The sequence below is a fragment of the Amycolatopsis sacchari genome (assembly GCF_900114035.1).
Taxonomy (GTDB): domain Bacteria; phylum Actinomycetota; class Actinomycetes; order Mycobacteriales; family Pseudonocardiaceae; genus Amycolatopsis_E; species Amycolatopsis_E sacchari.
The window spans coordinates 42,138-62,930 of sequence record NZ_FORP01000002.1; the positions used below are offsets into that span (position 1 = coordinate 42,138).

The window sequence follows — 20,793 nt, forward strand, 5'->3', positions numbered from 1 at the left end:
GCCCGGTGACAACCCGCAAATCGGAGGGTTTGCGGACGATCGAGGTCGCCCGGCGGGCGGGGTACTCGGTGCAGCAGGTGCGCAACCTCGAACGCGACGGCGTGCTCCCTCCCGCCGCGCGCACCGGCAGCGGCTACCGCAGCTACGACGAGCGGCACGTGTGGTCCGCGCTGGCGTACCGGTCGCTGGCGGCGGCGACAGGCCCGGTCGAGGCGAAGGCGATCATGAGGGCGGCGCAGGCTTACGCCGCTTCGCAGGCCTTGCGGGGCGGGCGGCGGTGTTCGGGGGCGGAGGCGACCCGGCAGGAGGGGCAGGGATGCTCCGATTCCGAGGCGAACCCGCAGGGCGGGCAGGTGCCACCCGGGGCGGAGGCGACCCTGCCGGTGGATTCGGGGCCGGGTCTCTTCGCGTTGCTGGACGCGGCGCACGCTCGGCTCGATGCTGAGCGGCGGGCGTTGGCGATGGCGAAGCAGGCCGCCGAGGCGATTGCGGCGGAGCCGATCGCCGACATGCGTCCGTCGGATTCGTTGAGCATTTCCGAACTCGCCGAGGCGATTGGAGTGCGTCCGTCGACGTTGCGGCATTGGGACGCGGAGGGGCTTGTCGTGCCTTCGCGGGCGTCCGCGCGGGAAGCCCGACGGTACTCGCCCGCAGACGTCCGCACCGCACGGATCGTCCACCAGCTTCGGCTCGCCGGGTACGGCATTGCGGCGCTTCGGGTTCTGGTGCCTCAGCTCGGCGGCGGGGGCGAGGTGGGCGCGGCGTTGGCCGCCCGGGAGGCGGCGATCGAGAGGCGGGGGCGGGGGTTGCTGGAGGCGGCTGGGGCGCTTGGCCGGTTGGTGTTGTGAGTGGGAGCGCGGGGTTGGTGTCGCCTCCGTGGGTGGGGGTGGCCTCCGCAGGCAGGGCTGGCTTCCGCGGGCGGGGGTGGCCTCCGCGGGCGGGGCTGGCCCCCGCAGGCGGGGGTGGCCCCCCAGGCAGAGCTGGCCTCCGCGAGCAGGGCTGGCTTCCATGGGCCGTAAGCGGCGCTTGGGCGGGGGCGCGCCGGGCTCGGCCCGGGCTCGCTGGCCTTGGTTGGTGGCCGGTTTCGCTTGCCCTGTCCCTCGCCTCGCCTGCCCGGGTACCGGGGTTCACCGGGCGCGGCCGCCCTGCCTGAGCGGCCCCACCCCCGCCCCGATCCTTGAGTGTTCACGGCCGATCGGGGCGCGTAAAGGGCGCCTTCGGCGTCGCTTCGCGATGGCTTCGCCACCCTTGACCCGCCGGATCGGCCGTAAGTGCGGCTGGGGATCGGGGCGGGGGTGGGTATGGGCGTTGGCCCCTCGCGTTCGCGTCGCCGGGTGGTGGTGTGTGCGGTGCCGCGTCGACGGCACCGCCCCAAGGCCCTCCGCGCCTCTACGTTCCCGCCGTGATGCCTGGGATGCCTTTCAGCTCACCCATCAGCATCGACGTCACCTTGACCGGGTAGTCGTACAGCGCGAAGACCGTCTCGCGCTGGCGGCCGATCAGCTTGAGGCGCACCGGGGTTTCGCCTCGGTGGGCGAGCAGCGTGGACTTCAGCTCCCCCACCACGCTCTTGTCCAGCTTCTCCGCCGAGCAGTGCAGCATCAGCGGCGGCTCGTCCTCACCGTTGCCGACCTCCGACAGGTCCAGCGGCACGAGCCCGCCCCCGAAGACCGACATCTTGTCCTCGCGCCAGTTGACCCTGCCCTTCACCAGCACGGCGTTGTCCTCCACCAGATCCGCGGCGAACATGGCGTACGACTTGGGGAAGAACAGCACCTCCAGCGACGCGTCCATGTCCTCGACGGTGCAGATGGCCCAGGGCTCGCCCTTCTTGTTGACCCGCCGCTCCAGCGACGTGATCAACCCGGACACGACCAGCTCGCCTTCCTTCGGCGGGTTGTCCAGGATCGCGGCGATCGGGCGCGGCGCGTGCTTCCGCAGGATCCGCTCGGCGCCGTCCAGCGGGTGCGCCGACACGTACAGACCCAGCATCTCCCGCTCGTAGGCCAGCAGCTGCTTGCGCGGCCACTCCTCCTCGCTGAACTTCAGATGCGCCAGCGGCGACGACGACGGCGCCGCCTCACCCGCATCGTCCGCCGAGCCGAACAGGTCGAACTGGCCCATCGCCTCCTGGCGCTTCAACGGCACGACCGCGTCGACCGCGTCCTCGTGGACCTGGATCATCGACAGGCGCGTGTTGCCCAGCGAGTCGAACGCACCGGCCTTGATCAGCGATTCCAGCACGCGCTTGTTGCAGGCCACCAGCTCCGACTTGTCGAGGAAGTCGGTGAACGAGGAGTACTTCCCCTTCTCCTCACGCGTCTTGATGATCGAATCGACCACGTTCGCGCCGACGTTGCGGACCGCGCCCATCCCGAAGCGGATCGCGTCCCCGACCGCGGCGAAGCGCGGGCCGGATTCGTTGACGTCCGGCGGCAGCACCTTGATCCCGAGCCTGCGGCACTCGGACAGGTACACCGCGGACTTGTCCTTGTTGTCCCCGACCGACGTGAGCAGCGCGGCCATGTACTCCGCGGGGTAGTTCGCCTTGAGGTACGCCGTCCAGTACGACACCAGGCCGTACGCGGCCGCGTGGCTCTTGTTGAACGCGTACCCGGCGAACGGGAGGATCGTGTCCCACAGGGCCTTGATGGCCTCGTCGGAGAACCCGTTCTCCTTCATCCCGCTGTGGAAGCCCTCGAACTCCTTGTCGAGGACCTCCTTCTTCTTCTTCCCCATGGCGCGGCGCAGCACGTCCGCGCGCCCCATGGAGTACCCGGCCACCTTCTGGCCGATGTGCATGATCTGTTCCTGGTAGACGATCAGGCCGTACGTGTCGGCCAGGATCTCCTTCAGGGGCTCTTCGAGCTCGGGGTGGATCGGCTTGACCTGCTGGCGCCCGTTCTTGCGGTCCGCGTAGTCGTTGTGGGCGTTCATGCCCATCGGGCCGGGGCGGTACAGCGCGCCGACCGCGACGATGTCGTCGAACACCGTCGGCTGCATGCGGCGCAGCAGGTCCCGCATGGGGCCACCGTCCAGCTGGAACACGCCGAGCGTGTCACCGCGGGAAAGCAGCTTGTACGTCTCCGGGTCGTCGACGCCGAGCGTGTCGAGGTCGATGTCGATACCGCGGTTGGCCTTGATGTTGTCGATCGCGTCACCGATGACGGTGAGGTTCCGCAGGCCCAGGAAGTCCATCTTCAACAGGCCGATGGCCTCACAGGACGGGTAGTCCCAGCCCGTGATGATCGACCCGTCGTCCCGCTGCCACAGCGGGATCGCGTCCATCAGCGGCTCGCTGGACATGATGACCGCGCAGGCGTGCACGCCGGCGTTGCGGATCAGGCCCTCCAGGCCGCGGGCGGTCGTGAAGATCGTCGAGACCTCTTCGTCGGTCTCGATCAGCGTGCGAACCTCGGCGGCCTCGCCGTAGCGCTCGTGCTGCGGGTCGACGATGCCGGACAGCGGGATGTCCTTCGCCATGATCGGCGGCGGCAGTGCCTTCGAGATCTTGTCGGCGATCGCGTACCCCGGCTGGCCGAAGTGCACGCGCGCCGAGTCCTTGATCGCGGCCTTCGTCTTGATCGTGCCGAAGGTGATGACCTGGGCGACCTTGTCCGCGCCGTACTTCTCGGTGGCGTAGCGGATCATCTCGCCGCGGCGGCGGTCGTCGAAGTCGATGTCGATGTCGGGCATCGAGACGCGCTCGGGGTTGAGGAACCGCTCGAACAGCAGCTTCTGCGGGATCGGGTCCAGGTTGGTGATACCGAGGACGTACGCGACCAGCGAACCGGCGGCGGACCCACGGCCCGGACCCACGCGGATGCCCACCTTGCGCGCGTGGTTGATGAGGTCGGCGACGACGAGGAAGTAGGCGGGAAAGCCCTTCCCGATGATGACGTCGAGCTCCATCTCGATGCGCTCGCGGTAGCCCTCCGGCGCGCCGTCGGGGAACCGCCACTTCAGGCCGCGCTCGACCTCCTCGCGCAGCCACGACGCCTCGTCGTGCCCCTCGGGGACCGGGAACACCGGCATCCGGTCCTTGTGGGTGTACACGTCCTCGTACGACTCGACGCGCTCGGCGATCAGCAGCGTGGTGTCGGCGGCGCCGGGGACCTCGGAGTCCCAGTACTCGCGCATCTCCTGCGCCGACTTGAGGTAGTAGCCGTCCCCGTCGAACTTGAACCGGTTGGGGTCGTTGAGCGTCTTGCCCGACTGCACGCACAGCAGCGCCGAGTGCGAGTCGGCCTGGTCCTTCGTGACGTAGTGCGAGTCGTTGGTGGCCAGCGGTTTCAGGTCGAGCAGCTTGCCGATCTCCAGCAGGCCCTCGCGCACCGAGCGCTCGATGGGCAGGCCGTGGTCCATCAGCTCCAGGAAGAAGTTGTCGGCCCCGAAGATGTCCTTGTAGTCCGACGCCGCCTGGATGGCCTCCCGCTTCTGGCCCAGCCGCAGCCGCGTCTGCACCTCGCCCGACGGGCAGCCGGTGGTGGCGATGATGCCGCTCGCGTTCTCCGCGATCAGCTCGCGGTCCATCCGGGGTTTGCGGTAGTAGCCCTGGATGCTGGCGAGCGACGACAGCTTGAACAGGTTGCGCAGGCCGGTCGCGTTCTGCGCCAGCATGGTCATGTGCGTGTACGCACCGCCACCGGAGACGTCACCGCCCTCGCCGAACTCGTCCGAGCCGCGCTGCGACGCCTGCCCCCAGAACACCGGCTTCTTCGTGAAGCGCGACTCGGGCGCGATGTAGGCCTCGATGCCGATGATCGGCTTGAGGCCCGCCTTCTTCGCCTCCTGGTAGAACTGGTCGGCCCCGTACATGTTGCCGTGGTCGGTCATGCCGACCGCGGGCATCTCCAGGCGTTTGGCCTCCGCGAACAGCGGAGCGATCTTCGCCGCACCGTCGAGCATCGAGTACTCGGTGTGCACGTGCAGGTGAACGAAGGAATCGTTCGACACCGGCGAAAACCTCCCCATAGCGGTACTGCGAGTCCCTGAGACGGCCAGCCTAGCTCCCGGCACCGACAGTTTCGCGAAGGCGTGCCGGGCCCGGTTCGAGGCGGCGCCGGGGTCGTGAGAAACGTCTCGTGGACCGCCCCGGCCGGAGGTAGTGTCGGTGATCATGCGAACGGAAGACGTGCTCCGGTACCGGGCGGAAACCCCTGGCTGCGCCGACGTGGTGCACTTCAACAACGCCGGTTCGGCGCTGCCGCCAGAGCCGGTCGTGGACACGGTGGTCGCGTACCTCCGCGACGAGGCGCGGCGTGGCGGGTACGAGCTCGCCGACGCGGAGGCCGACCGCGTCGAGGCCGTGTACGGCTCCGTCGCGCGGCTGCTGAACGCCCAGCCCGACGACATCGCGCTGACCGACAACGCGACGCGCTCGTGGCAGGCCGTCTTCTACGCGATGCGTTTCGAGCCGGGTGATCGCATCCTCACGTGCCGCTCGGAGTACGCCAGCAACGCCATCGCGTACCTCCAGGTCGCGCGGCACACGGGCGCGGTCGTCGAGGTCGTGGACGACGACGAGACCGGCCAGGTGGACGTCGCGGACCTGCGCCACCGCCTCGACGAGCGGGTGAAGCTGATCTCGATCACCCACGTGCCCACGCAGGGCGGTCTGGTCAACCCCGCCGAAGAGATCGGGGAGGTCGCGGCGGAGGCGGACGTGCCGTTCCTGCTGGACGCGTGCCAGTCGGCCGGGCAGCTCGACCTCGACGTCCGGCGCCTGCGCTGCGACGCGCTCAGCGCGACCGGCCGCAAGTACCTGCGTGGCCCGCGCGGCACGGGTTTCCTCTACGTCTCCCCGCGCCTGCGCGACCGGCTGGAGCCCGCGATGCTCGACCTGCACTCCGCGACGTGGACCGCGCCGGGCGAGTACGAGGTCGAGAAGACGGCACGCAAGTTCGAGGTGTGGGAACGCAACTTCGGCCTCGTGCTGGGGCTCGGCGCGGCCGTGGACTACGCGCTCGAGGTGGGCCTGCCCGCGATCGAGGGGCGCGTCACCGCACTCGCCGCCACCCTGCGTGAGCAGCTGCGGGCCCTCGACGGCGTCACGGTGCACGACCAGGGCAAGCGGCAGTGCGGCATCGTCACGTTCAGCACCGACCGCCTCCCCGCGGCCGACGTCAAGGACCGCCTCGCGCTGGCGGGGATCAACACCTCGGTCAGCCGCCGGACGTCCGCGCAGTACGACTTCACCGGCCGGGACCTGCCGGACCTCGTCCGCGCGTCGGTGCACTACTACAACACCGAGGACGAGGTCCGGCAGCTGACCGGCGAGCTGACGCGGTTGCTCAGCTGACGACGACCGGAGTCGTCAGCACGCGGTCCGGCCCCACTTCGCGGGCCTGCCCGGTGATCTCGAACGAGCCGGTGCAGGGCAGGTCGGCCGCCGAGCGCCCGACGAACACCTCGAACGCGCCCGGTTCCACGATCCGGCGCAGGTCGAGCCCGGTGAAGCTGGTGCGGTCGGCGTGCACCTCGAACGTCACGCGCCTGCTCTGCCCCGGCTCCAGCGGCACGCGGGCGAACCCGGTGAGCGCGAGCACCGGCCGGGTCACCTGCGCCTGCACGTCCCGCAGGTACAGCTGCACGGTCTCCTCGCCGGCGCGCTCGCCGGTGTTGCGCACGTCCACCGAGATCGACACCGTTCCGTCGGCCGGGATCTCCTGCGCGCTCACCGAAAGCCCGGAGTACTCGAACGCGGTGTAGGAGATGCCGTGGCCGAAGGGGAACAGCGGCGTGGGGTCGAGGTTGCTGATGCCCTCGCTGTTCCCGCCGAGCGGCGGGTGCAGGTAGGTGTTCGGCGAACCGCCCGCGACCCGCGGCACCTGCACGGGCAGCCGTCCCGAGGGGTTGACGCGCCCGGTCAGCACACCCGCGAGCGCCGGGCCGCCCTCCTCACCGGGCATGAACGCCTGCACGAGCGCGGCGGCGGAGGCGTGCCGCCCCAGCGCGTACGGCCGCCCGGACACGACCACCACGACGACCGGCTTCCCGGTCGCGAGCAACGCGCTCACCAGCTCGTCCTGCACACCGGGCAGGCTCAGGTCCTCGGCGTCGCAGCCCTCACCCGACGTGCCCTCGCCGAACAGGCCAGCCCGGTCGCCGACGACGGCGACGCACAGCTCGGCCTCCTCGGCGGCCGCGACCGCCGCCGCGATACCGGACCGGTCCTCGTCACGGATCGGGCAGCCCTCGTGCAGCGAGATCTCCGCGTCCGGCAGCTCGCGCCGCAGCGAGTCCACAAAGGATGGAACGTCGACCCCGATGCCGAACTCGGGGAACCGCGGCAGCACGTGGTTGGGGTAGGAGTAGCAGCCGAGGAACGCCAGCGGGTCGTCGGCACACGGGCCGACCACCGCGATCCGCTGGGCGTCCAGCGGCAGCACACCGTCGTTGGCCAGCAGCACGATCGACTTCTCGGCGATCTCCCTCGCCAGTTCCCGGTTGCGGGGCGAGTCGAGGTCGACCGCGGCCGCCTGCGGCTGCCAGTCCGCGTCGAGCAGACCCAGCTCCGCCTTCTGCCGCAGCAGCCGCTGCACCGAGCGGTCGACGAGCTCCTCGGACACCTCACCCGAACGCACCAGCTCGATGAGTTCCTTGCCGTAGCACAGGGTGTCGGGCAGCTCGACGTCGATGCCGGCCGCGAGCGCGAGCGCTCCGGCGTGCCCGACGGTGTCGGCGACGCGGTGCATGCTCTTCAGGAACGCGATGGCCCAGTAGTCGGACACCACGACGCCCTCGAAACCCCACTCCTCACGCAGGATCCCGGTCAGCAGCGGGGTGTGCGCGGCGACGGGCACGCCGTCGAGGTCGACGTAGGCGTTCATCACCGAGCGCGCCCCGCCTTCGCGGATGGCCATCTCGAACGGCGGCAGGATGACGTCACGCAGTTCGCGCGGGCCGATGGACACCGGCGCGTGGTTGCGCGCCGCGCGGGACGCGGAGTACCCGGCGAAGTGCTTGAGCGTGGCGACGATCCCCGTCTTCTCCAGCCCCCGCACGTAGGCGGCGCCGAGCGTCCCGACGAGGTACGGGTCCTCGCCCATGGTCTCCTCGACGCGGCCCCACCGGTAGTCGCGCACGACGTCGAGCACCGGCGAAAGCCCCTGGTGCACGCCGCCCGCGCGCATGTCCTCGGCGATGGCGGTCGCCATGCGCTCGACCAGCCCGGGGTCGAACGTCGCGGCCCACGCCAGCGCGGCCGGGTAGACCGTCGCGCCGAGCGTCGTGAACCCCGTCAGGCACTCCTCGTGCACGATCGCGGGGATGCCGAGCCGCGTCTCCTCGACGATTTCCCTTTGCAGCGCGACAACCCGGGCGGCGCCTTCCTCGGCGGTGACCGGCGCGGTGCCGAACACCCGCGTCAGGTGCCCGATCCCGTCGGCGCGGACCTGCTCGAACGGCACCCCGCCGCGGGCGAACACGTCCTGCATCGGCGCGACGTTCCCGTTGAGCTGCTCGTTGCCGGGCCAGGCGCTGCCCAGCTGCGCCACCTTCTCCTCGAGTGTCATCTCGGCCCGGAGCGCCTCGGCGCGCTCGTCGGGGGAAAGCGACTTGTCCTGCCAGCGGGTCATCGTGCTCCTCGGTCGGCGATGGGGGCCGTCGAGCCGCGGACGACGAGGTTCGTCGCCAGCTCGACGTGGTGGGAGTCCAGGGTTTCGCCCGCGATCAGCCGCAGCAGGGTGCGCAACGCGACGCGGCCCATGTCGTGCAGCGGCTGGCGGACGGTGGTCAGCCCGGGCGTGGCCAGTTCGGCCAGCACGGTGTCGTCGAAGCCGACGACGCTGAGGTCCTGCGGGACCCGCATGCCCCGGCGGCGGGCGGCTTCCAGCACACCCAGCGCCGTGGCGTCGTTCGCGGCGAAGACCGCCGTGGGCGGCTGCGGCAGCGACAGCAGGCGGGTGCCCATCTCGAGGCCGGATTCGAACTGGAAGTCACCGTGCAGCACCAGTTCCGGGTCGGCGGGCACGCCCGCGTTCTCCAGCGCCGCGCGGTACCCGTGCAGCCGGGCCTGGCTGCACGACGCGGGCAGCGGGCCGCCGGCGAAGGCGATCCGGCGGTGGCCGAGGCTGAGCAGGTGCTCGGCCGCGGCGAGGCCGCCCGACCAGTTCGTCGCGCCCACACTGGTGACCTCGACGCGCGGCAGGTTCAGCGGGTCGATCACGACGAGCGGCAGCCCGGCTCGCGCGAACCCCTCGACCTGCGCGAGGCTGAGCTCCGACGTGACGACGATCAGCCCCTGCCTGCCGCTGCTCTTGAGCCGCTGCGCCCAGCTGTGCTCCGGCGCGAGCGGACCCGCCGGTTCCGCGGCGGGCACCTTGCCCACCACCACGTCGACGCCGATCTCCGCGCCCGCTTCCGTGATGCCGCGCAGGATCTCCAGCGAGTACGGGCTGCGCAGGTCGTCGAACACGAGGTCCACCACGCGCGTCGGCACGGGCAGCCGTCTGCCGGTCTGCGGCACGTAGCCGAACTCGCGCAGCGCCTCCTCGACCCTGGCGCGCGTCGCGTCGGAGACGTCACCCCGCCCGTTGAGCACTTTCGAGGCCGTCGGCAGCGAGACACCCGCGGCCTCGGCCACCATGGCCAGGGTCGCCCGCTTGCCTGTACCAGCCGGCACCGCACCCTCCTATCGAAAAATTTCCGGCTCACTGTAGCTCCGGCAAGTGTGTTCCACCAGCCCTTGACGCCACCACGGCACCGGCCTATCTTCCCTGCCACACCATAGTGTTTCCGAAAGTTTTCGGAACCTTCGATGGGGAAGGCACGACGATGACACTGGGCAAGCGCCGGACGGCGCTGATGGCGGCCGGCCTGGCCGCACTCCTCTCCTTCACGGCCGCCTGCGGCAGCAGCGGTCCGTCGGGCGCGGGCGGCGGAGGCGTCACCGGCTGGGCCCTCACCGGCGGTGACGAGCAGACCATCCGCACGTCGTTCGAACAGGCCAAGGTCGACGGCCAGTTCTTCGGCAACGACGCCTACAAGCAGAAGATCCGCTCCGCCGTCGGCGCCGACCAGGCCCCGACCCTGGTGTTCAGCTGGGGCAACGGCGGCATGCTCAAGTCCTGGGTGGACGCGGGCAAGATCATGGACCTCACCCCCGAGGTGCAGAAGGACCCGACGCTCACCAGCCGTTACCTGCCCTCGGTCGCGCAGACCGGCGTGATCGACGGCAAGACCTACGCGGTGCCCAACAACGGCATGCAGCCGGTCGTGCTGTTCTACAACAAGGACCTGTTCAACCGGATCGGCGCGCAGCCGCCGAAGACCTGGGACGAGCTGATGGCCCTCGTGCCGCGGTTCAACCAGGCGGGCATCGCGCCGTTCTCCCTCGGCGGGCAGAGCAAGTGGCCGCAGCTGATGTGGGAGGAGTACCTCGTCGACCGCATCGGCGGGCCCGAGGTGTTCAACGCAATCGCCGCCAACAAGCCGAACGCGTGGTCCGACCCGGCGATCATCCAGGCCAACACGATGATCCAGCAGCTCGTCAGCGCCGACGGGTTCGTGCGGGGCTTCAACTCCATCGCCACCGACTCCAACGCCGACACCGCGCTGCTCTACACGGACCGGGCCGCGATGTACCTGATGGGCTCGTGGGCCTTCCCGACCATCAAGCAGGCCGACCCCGGGTTCACCTCCAGCAAGCTGGGCTGGACCACCTTCCCCACCGTGCCCGGCGGCAAGGGCGCCCCGGAGAACATCGTCGGCAACCCCGCCAACTACTGGTCGATCTCCGCGAACGCGAGTGACCAGCAGAAGCAGGCCGCCGTCGAGTACCTGCGCACCGGCGTGATGAACGACAGCTACGTCGACAGCCTGCTGTCCAACGGTTCCGTGCCGCCGATCAACGGGATCGAGGGCAAGCTCGCCAAGACCGAGGACCCCGAATACCTGTCCTACGTCTACAACCTCGCGAGCAAGGCGCCGAACTTCCAGCTCTCCTGGGACCAGGCCCTTTCGCCGGGGCAGGCGGACGCCCTGCTCAACAACCTCGGCCAGCTGTTCCTCAAGGAGATCACGCCGGAACAGTTCTCGAACAACATGAACGCCACGATCGGGAAGTGATGGAGACACCCACTATCGCCCCCGGTACCACCGGGGTCGGGAAGCGGGAAGGGACGGCTCCCGGTGCGCGCAACCCGCGCACCGGGCCGCCGGCTCTGATGGCCGTGCCCGCGCTGGCGTTCTTCTCGGTGTTCGCGCTGCTGCCGCTGGGCGGTGTGGTGGTGCTGAGCCTGATGCGCTGGGACGGCATCGGCGCGCTGTCGTGGGAGGGCGTCGCCAACTGGTCGGCCGTGCTGTCCGATCCGGCGACCTACCACGCGATCGGGCTGAGCGTGCAGGTGATGGTGTTCAGCTGGCTGTTCCAGACCCCGATCTCGCTGCTGCTGGGGGTGCTCGTCGCCGGGCGCGGGCGGTACCGCGCGGTGCTGGGCGTGCTGTACTTCCTGCCGCTGCTGCTGTCCGCGGCGGCCATCGCGATCGCGTTCAAGGCGCTGCTGGACCCGAACTTCGGGCTGAGCAGGGCCTTCGGTGTGCAAGCGCTGTCCCAGGACTGGCTCGGTGACCCGCAGCTCGTGCTGTACGTGGTGATCTTCGTGATCGCGTGGCAGTTCGTGCCGTTCCACACCCTGCTCTACCAGGCCGGCGTGCGGCAGATCCCGCGGCAGCTCTACGAGGCCGCGGAGATCGACGGCGCCGGGCGCGTGCGGCAGTTCTTCTCCATCACCCTGCCGCAGCTGCGCTACACGATCCTCACCTCGTCCACGCTGATGCTGGTGGGTTCGCTGACCTACTTCGACCTCGTGTTCGTGCTCACCGGCGGCGGTCCCGGCAACGCGACCCGGTTTCTGCCGCTGGACATGTACCTCAGCGGTTTCTCGAACGACGACATGGGCCGTGCGAGCACGCTGGCCGTGCTGCTGGTGGTCGCGGGACTCGCGTTGTCGCTGGGGCTGGCGCGGCTCGCCGGGTTCCAGCGCGGTTCGCAGCTGGAGGGAGCCTGATGGCCCGCACCCGTCCCAACGTGCCCGGGAGCGTCGCCGGGTTCGTCTGGCTCGTCATCGTGCTCGTGCCGGTGTACTACGTGGTCGTGACGAGCCTGCGCAACCAGCGCGGGTTCTTCGACGCGAACCCGCTGTCGTTCCCGGCGAACCCGACGCTGGACAACTACGCGCTGGTGCTGCGCAACGACTTCCTGCGCTACTTCCTCAACAGCGCGGTCGTCACGCTCGGCACGGTCGCGATCACGGTCGCGGTTTCGCTGATGGCGGCGTACTACGTGGTGCGCAGCCGGACGCGGTTCTCCGGCCTGACGTACAAGGCGTTCCTGCTGGGCCTCGCGATCCCGTTGCAGGCCACGATCATCCCGGTCTACTGGCTGATCACGCGGGCACACCTGTACGACACGCTGCTCGCGGTGATCCTGCCGTCGGTGGCGTTCGCGATCCCGCTGTCGGTGGTGATCCTGGCGAACTTCCTGCGTGACGTGCCGAACGAGCTGTTCGAGTCGATGCGCGTGGACGGCGCCGGGCACTGGCGGATGCTGGTGAGCCTGGTGCTGCCGCTGGTGCGGCCCGCGGTGGTCACGGTGGCGGTGTACGACGGGCTGAACGTGTGGAACGGCTTCCTGTTCCCGCTGATCCTCACGCAGAGCTCGGACCAGCGGGTGCTGCCGATGGCGTTGTGGGCGTTCCAGGGGCAGTTCCGCGTGAACATCCCGGCGGTGCTCGCCGCGGTCATCCTGTCCACGCTGCCCGTGCTGGCGCTGTACATCCTGGGCAGGAGGCAGCTCGTCACCGGGCTGACCGCCGGCTTCGGGAAGTGATCAGCGCCCCAGGACCGCTCCCGGGTTCCGGTGCGCCGAAGGGGCACCGAGAGCCCGGGAGATGGCCCGCGCGGTGGCGCTCATGACGGGCACCAGCGCGCGGGGTTCGTACTCGTTGACGTGCACGACCAGGCCCAGCGCGGCGATCACGTCGTCGGCCGCGCCGCGGATCGGCGTCGCGATCGCCACGCCTTCCAGCGTGAGCTGCTCCTCGGCGACGGCGATGCCGGTGTGCCGGACCTCGGCGAGGATCCGGCGCAGCGCCGTGGGGTCCGTGACGGTCTTGGCGGTGTACCGCTTGAGCGGGCCCGCCAGGACGTCCTCCTGCACCTCGCGCGGCGCGTGGGCGAGCAGGACGAGGCCGGTGCCGGTGACGTGCAACGGCCACCGCTGCCCGAGACGGCTGAGCACGGTGACCGCGCCACGGGCACGCAGCGTCTCGACGTACACCACCTCGGCCCCGTCGCGGACGGCGAGGTGCACGTGTGCGCGCGTGGAGTGGAACAGGTCTTCGAGGTAGGGCTGGGCCAGTTCCCGCAGCTCCAGGCCCCGCGGGGCGAGCGCGGCGAGCTCCAGCAGGTGCAGCCCGATGCGGTAGCGGCCGTCGGTGTCGCGTTCCAGCGCGCCCCAGTTCACCAGCTCCCCCGCGAGGCGGTGCGCCGTCGTGAGGGACAACCCGGCGCGGCGGCTGATCTCGCTCAGCGTGAGAACGCTGCGACCGGGAGCGAACGCGTCGAGGACGGCGAGCAGTCGGCCGGCGGCGGTCATCGGGGTGGGGGCGTGCGAAACGGCCCTCTCCATGGCGGCTCCTCTGGTCTGCGCTGACCGGAACACCGCCAGGCTACGCGATTTCCGGGGGAAGCAGAACCTGTCCATTGTGGACTGGGGCGGCCCGGTTCTTGATCACCGTTCCGACGCCGACCGGGGAAATGTTTCACCGTGGAATTCCCCGGTAACGCTTTCCCGCCCGTTTCCGACAGAGGTGCACAAAGCGGCGAAATGGCCGCACTTCCTGACGAAAAGGAACCTCCATGCCCAAGCTCAGCCGTCTTCTCGGCACCGTGGCCGCGGGGGCGGCCCTCGCCCTGTTCGCGCCCGCACCGGCCCTGTTCGCGAACGCGGCGGACACGCTGAACTGCGGTGATTTCCAGTACCAGGAAGACGCGCAGGCGGAACTCGAAAAGAACCCCGCTGATCCCAACAATCTCGACGGCAACGACGACGGCGTCGCCTGCGAGAGTCTTCCGCACAGACCGAAGACCACCACCGAAAAGCCCACTGCCACTACGACGGCGCCGAAACCCGCCACCACGACGAAGGCCGCCGACAAGGACTGCGCCGATTTCGCCACGCAGGCGCAGGCCCAGGCGGAGCTGAACAAGAACCCGGCCGACCCGAACCGGCTCGACGCCGACCACGACGGTTACGCGTGCGAGTCGAAGTTCGGCCAGCCGACCGGGCAGGTCAAGGTGAAGCCGAGTGGTGGCGTCGACACCGGTGACGGCACCAGCCTCCCGTCGGAGAACGACACGGCACTCGTGGCCGGCGGCGCGGCACTGGCCGCGACCGCGGGCGCGGGCGCCGTCCTGCTGGTGCGGCGGCGCGCCCGGCGATGACCCTTCCCCACTGGCGCCGGTGGCTGGTCGTCCTGGCCACCGGCGTCGCCCTCTCCGCCTGCGCCACCGGGAACACCCCGGCAGCACCGCCCGCGATCAGCCCGCCGGCGGTTGCCACGAACGCGCCACCGCCCGCCGGGAAGCCCGCGGCGCCGGCCCGTCCGGCGACGCTGGAGGTGCCCGCGATCGGCGTGCGGACGGGCCGGATCATCGACCTCGGGCTGACCGCGTCCGGTGAGCTGGAGGTGCCGCAGGACGCCCTCACCACCGGCTGGTTCACGGGCAGCCCCGCGCCGGGCGACGTGGGTCCCGCGGTGCTCGCCGCGCACGTCGACTACAACCACGTCCGCGGCACCTTCTACCGGCTCAAGGACCTGCGGCCGGGCGATCAGGCGCTGGTGCACCGCGAGGACGGCAGCACGGCGGTCTTCACGGTCTACCGCGTCGCCCACTACCCGAAGTCGGCGTTCCCCACCGACGAGGTCTACGGCGACACGGCGGGCCCGGAGCTGCGGCTGATCACGTGCGGCGGCACGTACGACCGTGCGACGCGCAACTACGAGGACAACATCGTCGCGTACGCGCGGGCAGGCTGATCAGCTGCCGAACGTGTCGGGATCGGGGCCGGTGCGCCGGTTCCGGTCCAGCCCGCCGATCGCGATCATGTCCTCTTCGGACAGTTCGAAGTCGAAGACGTCGATGTTCTCCCGGATCCGCTCCGGCGACGAGGACTTGGGGAACACGATGTTGCCGAGCTGGATGTGCCAGCGCAGCACCACCTGCGCGGGCGACTTGCCGAGCCGCCCGGCGATGCGCGTCAGCACCTCGTCGTCGAGCACCTCGCCCTGTGCGATGGGGCTCCACGCCTCGGTCGCGATGCCGTGTGTGCGGTGGTACTCGCGCAGTTCCGCCTGCTGCAGGTACGGGTGCAGCTCGATCTGGTTGACCGCCGGGGTGGTGCCGCTGTTCTCCGCGAGCGCGTCCAGGTGCGCGGGCTGGAAGTTCGACACGCCGATGGCGCGGGCCTTGCCCGCCTTGAGGATCTCCTCGAACGCCTGCCACGTCTCGACATAGCGGTCCCGCGCCGGGAGCGGCCAGTGGATGAGGTAGAGGTCGACGTAGTCGGGGCCGAGGCGGCGGAGGCTGCCTTCGAGCGCGGTGATCGCGTTGTCGTGGCCGTGTGCGTCGTTGGCGAGTTTCGTGGTCACGAACACGTCCTCGCGCGAGAGCCCGGACTGGCGGATGCCCTCGCCGACGCCCTCTTCGTTGCGGTACATCTGCGCCGTGTCGATGTGCCGGTACCCCGCCTCCAGCGCCACACGGACCGCGTCGGCGGTGTCGGCGGGCGGGATCTGGAACACGCCGAACCCGAACTGCGGGATGACCACGCCGTTGCCGAGTTCGATGCCGGGTACGTCGGAAGTCGCCATGGCCCCGGCCTACCCGACCCCGCGCCGGGGCAAACGCCGGTCAGATCCCCCGGCCGAGTGCCTTCACGCGCTCGACGGCCGCGGCGCCGCCCTCGAACTCGACCCGCACCTCGTCCCGCCCGAACACGAACAACAGCAGTTCCACGGGCGCGCCGACCAGAGTCACGGTGTCCGGCCCGGACTTGACCTCCGCCTGCCGCCCGTCGGGGGTCCGCAGCACGATGCCCACGGGTGACTTGCGCAGCGCGAACTTCGCCGTCCCGCGCGCCGCCCGCCACGCCGCCGCGTCCCGGGCCGGGTCCGCCGGGCGGGGTTCCCAGCCGGGCTGGGCGCGCCGGACGTCCTCGTGGTGCACGAGGAACTCGCTGCCGTTGGCCGCCTCGTCGACGCCGGGCAGGCGCGTCGGCCAGAACTTCGCGGGCCCCGACCGCACGCGTGCGACGAGTTCGGCCCACGGCAGGTTCGCGTAGCGGTCCTGCACCTTCTTCGTGTACCCGGCCAGCGCGGGCACGACGATGCCCGGCGCGGCGTCCGGCCGCCGCTCCCGCAGCACGAGGTGCGCGGCGAGGTCCCGGGTCCGCCAGCCCTCGCACAGGGTCGGCGCGTCCGGCCCCAGCTCGTCGAAGAGTGCGCTCAGCGCGCGGCGTTCGTCAGCGGCAACACCCATGCGGCCGACACTACCCGGACGTAGGGCTTCCGCTCACCATCACGTCCGGTCCGTGGCCCGCGCCGGGCACGACTTCCACGGTGATTTCCGGGTTCAGCGCCTGGATGCGGCGTTTCTCCCGCTCCGCGTCGTGGAGCGGGCTGAGGGCGCCGAGCACGATGTCCACGGGCACGCGAAGTGATCGCCACTCCTCGTCGGTGAGCGCTTTCGGCATCACGACCTTCGTGCGGTGCTTCGCCTGCGCGAGCACGAGGGGACGGCACAGGGGGTCGACGTACACGCCGTAGCGGGCGCTGCCCTCGAACCGCCGCCGGATCGCCCGCGGGGCGAGGGCCAGCGCGAGACCCGCCGCCATCCAGCGGTACTGCCGGAACCCCATCGGTGCGAGGCAGGCCGGTTCGATGGCCGTGACACCCACGATGCCGTCCGGTCGCTTCAGGGCCTGGTTGAGCGCGAGCCATCCGCCACGCGACATGCCCACGAGCTGCAGTTCCCACAGCCCGAGGCCGGTGAACACGTCGGCAAGCCATTCGGCGGCTTCTGCCGCGTCGCGCAGGGGCGCGGTCTGCACGCTCCGCCCCGGTTCGCCGAGCGAGTCGATGGCGTACACGGGGCGCTTCAGCCCCGCGACGAACGGCTGCCAGGACAGCGAAGTGACCGCGAACCCGTGCAGCAGCACCAGGGGCAACCCGTCGCCCGCGCTGTACCGGACGTACGTCGAACCGTGACGCGTCTCGACCGTCCGGTCCTCCGCGGGCAGGGGCCAGTCGAGGAGGGAGTCGTAGACCTCCAGGTACCGGCGTCTGCTCCGCTCGTCGGGAAATCCGCTGATGTTCATGGTGCCCTCCCAGTTTTTATCGTGCACTTGCACTATAAAGGAGGAGTGCCGAAGCGGGTGGATCACGAACAGCGACGCCGGGAGATCGTCGAAGCGCTGTGGCGCGTCGCGAGGGGTGAGGGGCTGGCAGCGGTGACGTTGCGGCGCGTCGCTGCCGAGGCGGGGGTCTCGATGAACCTGGTGCAGTACTACTTCACGACCAAGGACCAGTTGATCCAGGACGGGCTGCACCTGCTGATCGAGGCGGCGGGCGCGAGGCTGGGGCGCGAACTGGCGAAGGCCACGAACCCGCGTGACGCGGTGCGGCGGTGCCTGACCGGCCTCCTGCCGCTCGACGAGCGCAGCCGCCTGTACAGCGCGGTGTTCCACGCGTACCTGGGTTTCGCGGTGACCCAGCCGGCGATCGCGGCGCTGGTGAAGCGAATCCCGCATGACGTCGTCGCGACGCTGGCCCCCGTGCTGGCGAAGGCGAACCTGGACGAGCGGGAGATGCACGGCCTGCTCGCGATGGCGGACGGCCTGGCGTCGGGCATCCTCGTGGGCACGTACAGCGGGCGGGAGGCGCTGGAGCTGGTGGACCACCGGGTGTCGGTTCTGTTCGGCACACTGGAGTCATGACCGAACGCAAACCGCGCGGCATGCCGGTGGAGACGTGGGTCGAGCGGCAGATCAGGGAGGCGCAGGAGCGGGGCGCGTTCGACAACCTGCCCGGCGCCGGGAAACCGTTGCCGGACCTGCACAAGCCACGGGACGAGATGTGGTGGATCAAGCAGAAACTGGACGAGGAGGGCCTGTCGGCGGACGTCCTGCTGCCGGAGCCGCTGCGCCTGCGCAAGGAGGTGGAGGGCCTGCGCGAGGCGGTCCGGCCGCTGCCGACGGAACGCCAGGTGCGGGAGGCGGTGTCCCAGCTGAACCGCCGGATCGCCGAGTGGTTGCGCGCCCCGTCCGGCCCGCCGGTGCACGTGAGCCCCGTCGATGCCGACGACGTGGTCCGGCAGTGGCGGGAGGACAGGGAGGGCCGGGTTGTGTCCTCCACGCCTGAGCCGCCGGTAAAGCGCACCCGTTGGTGGCGGCGCTAGGCACTCGCCCCCCGTCCAGCGGTTCGCCACCCCGGCCCTACGGCCGCGGCATCCACCGATCGGTCGATGCCGCCCCTGCCCGATCCGACGCCGGACCGCGCCTCCGCGCACGATCCGCCGCCCCGCCTCCGGCCCGAATACTCGCCGGGTGTCGAGAACTTCCCCTGACCAGCACTCCTTCCGCAGCCTGAAGTGGCTCGCCGGCGCCTACCTGTCGCTCGGTGTGCTCGCGCTCGCCGCCATCGTCCTGCTGCGCGGCGACCCGGCGCAGGTCAACGACGCGGTCTGGATCCGTGCCCTCATCGTGTTGATCACCGCCGTCGTCCTGGTCCTCCTCACGAACCGGGCGGCGCGCGGGTCGGCCGGCGCGCTGCGGCGGCTGCGGATCATCTCCGTCGTCGTGCCCGTGGCCATCGCGGTGCTCGTCGCCCTGCCCGGGCTCTTCCCGCTGTGGATGCGGCTCGAACAGGGCCTGTGCGGGCTGGTCATGGTCGGCTACGCAATCGTGGCCCACCGCGCCGGCCGGTGAGATCATCGGTCCGGTGAGCATCGCCGACCCGTGGCAGGCCCGGCTCGACCGCATGCGGCGCGTCGTACCGCTGCCGCTGCTCGCGGTGTCCACCGCCGCGTCGTTCGCCGTGCCGGGCCCGCCCCGGCTCGCGCTCGAAGCGGTGTTCGTGGGCGCCGCCGCGGTGTGGTCGGCCGTCGTCAGTGCCCGGCTCCCGGCGGAGACGCCGCGCTGGCAGCGGCTGATCGCGTACGCGGTCCACACGGCGCTGGCGGCCGTGCTCGTGGGGATCAACCTCTGCTTCGGGATCTTCGCGTACTCGGGGTTCCTGTTCGCCTACCCGCTGGGCCGCCGTTGGCGCGTCGCGGGTTTCGCGGCCACCGCGCTGATCGTGTCCGCGTCGCTGTCCGGTGGCTATCCCACCGGGTTCGACGGGCACGGCCTCACGTACTTCGTCGTCGCCGCGGTGATGCTCGTGCTCGTGCTCAACTCCGCCAGCATCACCAACCACGCCGTGGCGCAGAACGAGGAACGCGGCCGGATCATCGCGGAGAACGCGCGCCTGCACGAGCAGCTGCTGACCCAGGCCCGGCACGCGGGCGTCGTCGAGGAACGGCAGCGCCTGGCCGGGGAAATCCACGACACGCTCGCCCAGGGGCTGACGGGGATCATCGCCCAGCTGGCGGCGGCCGAGCACGTCCGCCACGATCCCGCGCAGTTGTCCCGGCACCTCGAACTCGCCCAGTCGCTGGCCCGCGCGAACCTCGCCGAGGCACGACGTTCGGTGCGGGCGCTGCGCCCGGGACAGCTCGAACAGGCGAACCTGCCGGACGCGCTGGCGGAACTGGTGCGCGAGTGGTCGGGACGTTCGGGGATCGCCGCGGAATTCCGCGAAACCGGCGGACCGTGCCGGGTGCCCGGCGAGGTCGAAACGGTTCTTTTCCGTGTGGCGCAGGAAGCTTTGTCGAACGTGGAAAGGCACTCGGGCGCGGGCAAGGCGAATGTCACGCTGACCTGTCTCGACGACGCGGTGTTGCTCGACGTGCACGACGACGGCACGGGTTTCGGTCCGGACGAGGACGAGGGGTACGGCCTGCCGGGCATGCGCCGACGGCTGGCCGGGGTGGGAGGAACGTTGACGGTCGAATCCGGCGCGGGCTACGGCACGACGCTCAACGCCTCGGTGCCGCTGCGGTGAGCGCGATCCGGCTGCTGATCGTGGACGACCACCCGATCGTCCGCGATGGCCTGCGGAGCCTGTTCTCGGGTGACCCGGATTTCGTCGTGGTGGGTGAGGCGGCCGACGGCGCGGAGGCGGTCCGGCTCGCGCGGCGCACCGAGGTCGACGTGATCCTGATGGACCTGCGGATGCCCGGGATGGGCGGGGTCGAGGCGATCAGCGCGTTGCGGGACCACCCGGCGCGCGTGCTGGTGCTGACGACGTACGACACGGACCGCGACGTGCTGCCGGCACTCGACGCGGGTGCGACGGGCTACCTGCTGAAGGACGCGCCGAGGGACGAACTGGTGCGGGCGGTGCGGGCGGCACACGCCGGGCGCGCGGTGCTGGCGCCGTCGGTCGCGAGTGCGTTGATCGGCAGGGTGAGCGGTGGTCAGGAGGCGCTGAGCCCGCGGGAACTGGAGGTGCTGCGGCTGGTCGCCGACGGCGCGACGAACCAGGTCGCGGCCCGCCGCCTGCTCATCAGCGAAACGACGATCAAGACGCACCTGCTGCACATCTACACGAAACTCGGGGTCCGCGACAGGGCGTCCGCCGTGGCGGCGGCGTACAAGCGTGGGCTGCTGGAGTGAGGAGTCACCGG

The 20,793-nt window shown here is 70.7% G+C and carries 19 protein-coding genes; 12 read left to right on the top strand and 7 right to left on the bottom strand.

The window, feature by feature from the left end:
• Positions 1-5 precede the first annotated feature (5 nt).
• The gene (locus tag BMZ92_RS04265; RefSeq protein ID WP_245782894.1) at positions 6-848 is read left to right on the top strand and encodes a MerR family transcriptional regulator; all 843 of its coding nucleotides are present in this window, start codon (positions 6-8) and stop codon (positions 846-848) included.
• A gap of 541 nt (positions 849-1,389) precedes the next feature.
• Here BMZ92_RS04265 and dnaE read toward each other — a convergent pair.
• Positions 1,390-4,956 (bottom strand): DNA polymerase III subunit alpha, encoded by a 3,567-nt coding sequence (gene dnaE, locus BMZ92_RS04270; RefSeq protein ID WP_091504398.1) that lies wholly within the window; start codon positions 4,954-4,956, stop codon positions 1,390-1,392.
• 163 nt (positions 4,957-5,119) lie between these two features.
• On the opposite strand from dnaE, the gene BMZ92_RS04275 reads away from it, so the two are divergent.
• A complete protein-coding gene (locus BMZ92_RS04275) occupies positions 5,120-6,301 on the top strand; it encodes an aminotransferase class V-fold PLP-dependent enzyme (RefSeq protein WP_091504815.1) in 1,182 nt (393 codons plus the stop codon).
• Here BMZ92_RS04275 and BMZ92_RS04280 read toward each other — a convergent pair.
• Both BMZ92_RS04280 and BMZ92_RS04285 read right to left on the bottom strand, forming a co-directional pair.
• Entirely contained in the window at positions 6,294-8,579 is a 2,286-nt protein-coding gene (locus tag BMZ92_RS04280) for a beta-xylosidase/alpha-l-arabinosidase (protein ID WP_091504399.1), read from the bottom strand. The two genes, BMZ92_RS04275 and BMZ92_RS04280, sit on opposite strands and share 8 nt — an antisense overlap.
• Positions 8,576-9,589 carry a LacI family DNA-binding transcriptional regulator gene (locus BMZ92_RS04285; RefSeq protein WP_425425792.1) on the bottom strand — a complete coding sequence of 338 codons (1,014 nt, stop codon included), beginning with the start codon at positions 9,587-9,589 and terminating at the stop codon, positions 8,576-8,578. The genes BMZ92_RS04280 and BMZ92_RS04285 overlap by 4 nt, the downstream gene beginning before the upstream one ends.
• Positions 9,590-9,777: 188 nt before the next feature.
• On the opposite strand from BMZ92_RS04285, the gene BMZ92_RS04290 reads away from it, so the two are divergent.
• The 3 genes from BMZ92_RS04290 to BMZ92_RS04300 are packed head-to-tail and all read left to right on the top strand — an operon-like array spanning position 9,778 to position 12,832.
• Positions 9,778-11,070 (top strand): extracellular solute-binding protein, encoded by a 1,293-nt coding sequence (locus BMZ92_RS04290; RefSeq protein WP_091504401.1) that lies wholly within the window; start codon positions 9,778-9,780, stop codon positions 11,068-11,070.
• Complete coding sequence (locus tag BMZ92_RS04295) at positions 11,070-12,011, top strand: carbohydrate ABC transporter permease (RefSeq protein WP_091504402.1); 942 nt, start codon at positions 11,070-11,072, stop codon at positions 12,009-12,011. Before BMZ92_RS04290 ends, BMZ92_RS04295 begins: the two co-directional genes overlap by 1 nt.
• Entirely contained in the window at positions 12,011-12,832 is an 822-nt protein-coding gene (locus BMZ92_RS04300) for a carbohydrate ABC transporter permease (protein WP_091504403.1), read from the top strand. Before BMZ92_RS04295 ends, BMZ92_RS04300 begins: the two co-directional genes overlap by 1 nt.
• Here BMZ92_RS04300 and BMZ92_RS04305 read toward each other — a convergent pair whose 3' ends face one another.
• Positions 12,833-13,600: an IclR family transcriptional regulator gene (locus BMZ92_RS04305; RefSeq protein WP_091504404.1), complete on the bottom strand. Its 768-nt coding sequence runs from the start codon at positions 13,598-13,600 to the stop codon at positions 12,833-12,835.
• A gap of 263 nt (positions 13,601-13,863) precedes the next feature.
• On the opposite strand from BMZ92_RS04305, the gene BMZ92_RS04310 reads away from it, so the two are divergent.
• Positions 13,864-14,448 (top strand): excalibur calcium-binding domain-containing protein, encoded by a 585-nt coding sequence (locus BMZ92_RS04310; protein WP_091504405.1) that lies wholly within the window; start codon positions 13,864-13,866, stop codon positions 14,446-14,448.
• Entirely contained in the window at positions 14,445-15,044 is a 600-nt protein-coding gene (locus BMZ92_RS04315) for a class F sortase (protein WP_091504406.1), read from the top strand. The genes BMZ92_RS04310 and BMZ92_RS04315 overlap by 4 nt, the downstream gene beginning before the upstream one ends.
• On the opposite strand, the gene BMZ92_RS04320 is transcribed toward BMZ92_RS04315, so the two are convergent.
• Genes BMZ92_RS04320 through BMZ92_RS04330 form a run of 3 tightly spaced genes read right to left on the bottom strand, consistent with a single transcriptional unit; the run spans position 15,045 to position 17,383 of the window.
• A complete protein-coding gene (locus tag BMZ92_RS04320; protein WP_091504407.1) occupies positions 15,045-15,878 on the bottom strand; it encodes an aldo/keto reductase in 834 nt (277 codons plus the stop codon).
• 40 nt (positions 15,879-15,918) lie between these two features.
• Positions 15,919-16,545: a TIGR03085 family metal-binding protein gene (locus BMZ92_RS04325; RefSeq protein WP_091504408.1), complete on the bottom strand. Its 627-nt coding sequence runs from the start codon at positions 16,543-16,545 to the stop codon at positions 15,919-15,921.
• A gap of 10 nt (positions 16,546-16,555) precedes the next feature.
• On the bottom strand, positions 16,556-17,383 hold the full coding sequence (locus BMZ92_RS04330) for an alpha/beta fold hydrolase (RefSeq protein ID WP_091504409.1): 828 nt from the start codon (positions 17,381-17,383) through the stop codon (positions 16,556-16,558).
• A 57-nt stretch (positions 17,384-17,440) separates the two neighbouring features.
• Here BMZ92_RS04330 and BMZ92_RS37260 point away from each other — a divergent pair, with 57 nt between their 5' ends.
• From BMZ92_RS37260 to BMZ92_RS04360, 5 genes are all read left to right on the top strand, one after another.
• Positions 17,441-18,001 carry a TetR/AcrR family transcriptional regulator gene (locus BMZ92_RS37260; protein ID WP_177228540.1) on the top strand — a complete coding sequence of 187 codons (561 nt, stop codon included), beginning with the start codon at positions 17,441-17,443 and terminating at the stop codon, positions 17,999-18,001.
• Positions 17,998-18,462 carry a DnaJ family domain-containing protein gene (locus BMZ92_RS04345; protein ID WP_091504411.1) on the top strand — a complete coding sequence of 155 codons (465 nt, stop codon included), beginning with the start codon at positions 17,998-18,000 and terminating at the stop codon, positions 18,460-18,462. The genes BMZ92_RS37260 and BMZ92_RS04345 overlap by 4 nt, the downstream gene beginning before the upstream one ends.
• A 148-nt stretch (positions 18,463-18,610) precedes the next feature.
• Complete coding sequence (locus BMZ92_RS04350) at positions 18,611-18,991, top strand: hypothetical protein (RefSeq protein ID WP_091504412.1); 381 nt, start codon at positions 18,611-18,613, stop codon at positions 18,989-18,991.
• 13 nt (positions 18,992-19,004) lie between these two features.
• Positions 19,005-20,168, top strand: a complete 1,164-nt coding sequence (locus tag BMZ92_RS04355) for a sensor histidine kinase (protein WP_091504413.1) — start codon at positions 19,005-19,007, stop codon at positions 20,166-20,168.
• On the top strand, positions 20,165-20,782 hold the full coding sequence (locus BMZ92_RS04360; RefSeq protein WP_091504414.1) for a response regulator: 618 nt from the start codon (positions 20,165-20,167) through the stop codon (positions 20,780-20,782). Before BMZ92_RS04355 ends, BMZ92_RS04360 begins: the two co-directional genes overlap by 4 nt.
• The last annotated feature ends 11 nt before the right edge of the window (positions 20,783-20,793 follow it).

Bases quoted from the DNA above. Each gene is read 5' to 3' on its own strand.
- BMZ92_RS04285 (WP_425425792.1), bottom strand. From the start codon at position 9,589: ATGGTGGCCGAGGCCGCGGGTGTCTCGCTGCCGACGGCCTCGAAAGTG.
- BMZ92_RS04290 (WP_091504401.1), top strand. From the start codon at position 9,778: ATGACACTGGGCAAGCGCCGGACGGCGCTGATGGCGGCCGGCCTGGCC.
- BMZ92_RS04325 (WP_091504408.1), bottom strand. From the start codon at position 16,545: ATGGGTGTTGCCGCTGACGAACGCCGCGCGCTGAGCGCACTCTTCGAC.
- BMZ92_RS04295 (WP_091504402.1), top strand. From the start codon at position 11,070: ATGGAGACACCCACTATCGCCCCCGGTACCACCGGGGTCGGGAAGCGG.
- BMZ92_RS04315 (WP_091504406.1), top strand. From the start codon at position 14,445: ATGACCCTTCCCCACTGGCGCCGGTGGCTGGTCGTCCTGGCCACCGGC.
- BMZ92_RS04310 (WP_091504405.1), top strand. From the start codon at position 13,864: ATGCCCAAGCTCAGCCGTCTTCTCGGCACCGTGGCCGCGGGGGCGGCC.
- BMZ92_RS04320 (WP_091504407.1), bottom strand. From the start codon at position 15,878: ATGGCGACTTCCGACGTACCCGGCATCGAACTCGGCAACGGCGTGGTC.
- BMZ92_RS04275 (WP_091504815.1), top strand. From the start codon at position 5,120: ATGCGAACGGAAGACGTGCTCCGGTACCGGGCGGAAACCCCTGGCTGC.
- BMZ92_RS04345 (WP_091504411.1), top strand. From the start codon at position 17,998: ATGACCGAACGCAAACCGCGCGGCATGCCGGTGGAGACGTGGGTCGAG.
- BMZ92_RS04330 (WP_091504409.1), bottom strand. From the start codon at position 17,383: ATGAACATCAGCGGATTTCCCGACGAGCGGAGCAGACGCCGGTACCTG.
- BMZ92_RS04280 (WP_091504399.1), bottom strand. From the start codon at position 8,579: ATGACCCGCTGGCAGGACAAGTCGCTTTCCCCCGACGAGCGCGCCGAG.
- BMZ92_RS04300 (WP_091504403.1), top strand. From the start codon at position 12,011: ATGGCCCGCACCCGTCCCAACGTGCCCGGGAGCGTCGCCGGGTTCGTC.
- BMZ92_RS04305 (WP_091504404.1), bottom strand. From the start codon at position 13,600: ATGACCGCCGCCGGCCGACTGCTCGCCGTCCTCGACGCGTTCGCTCCC.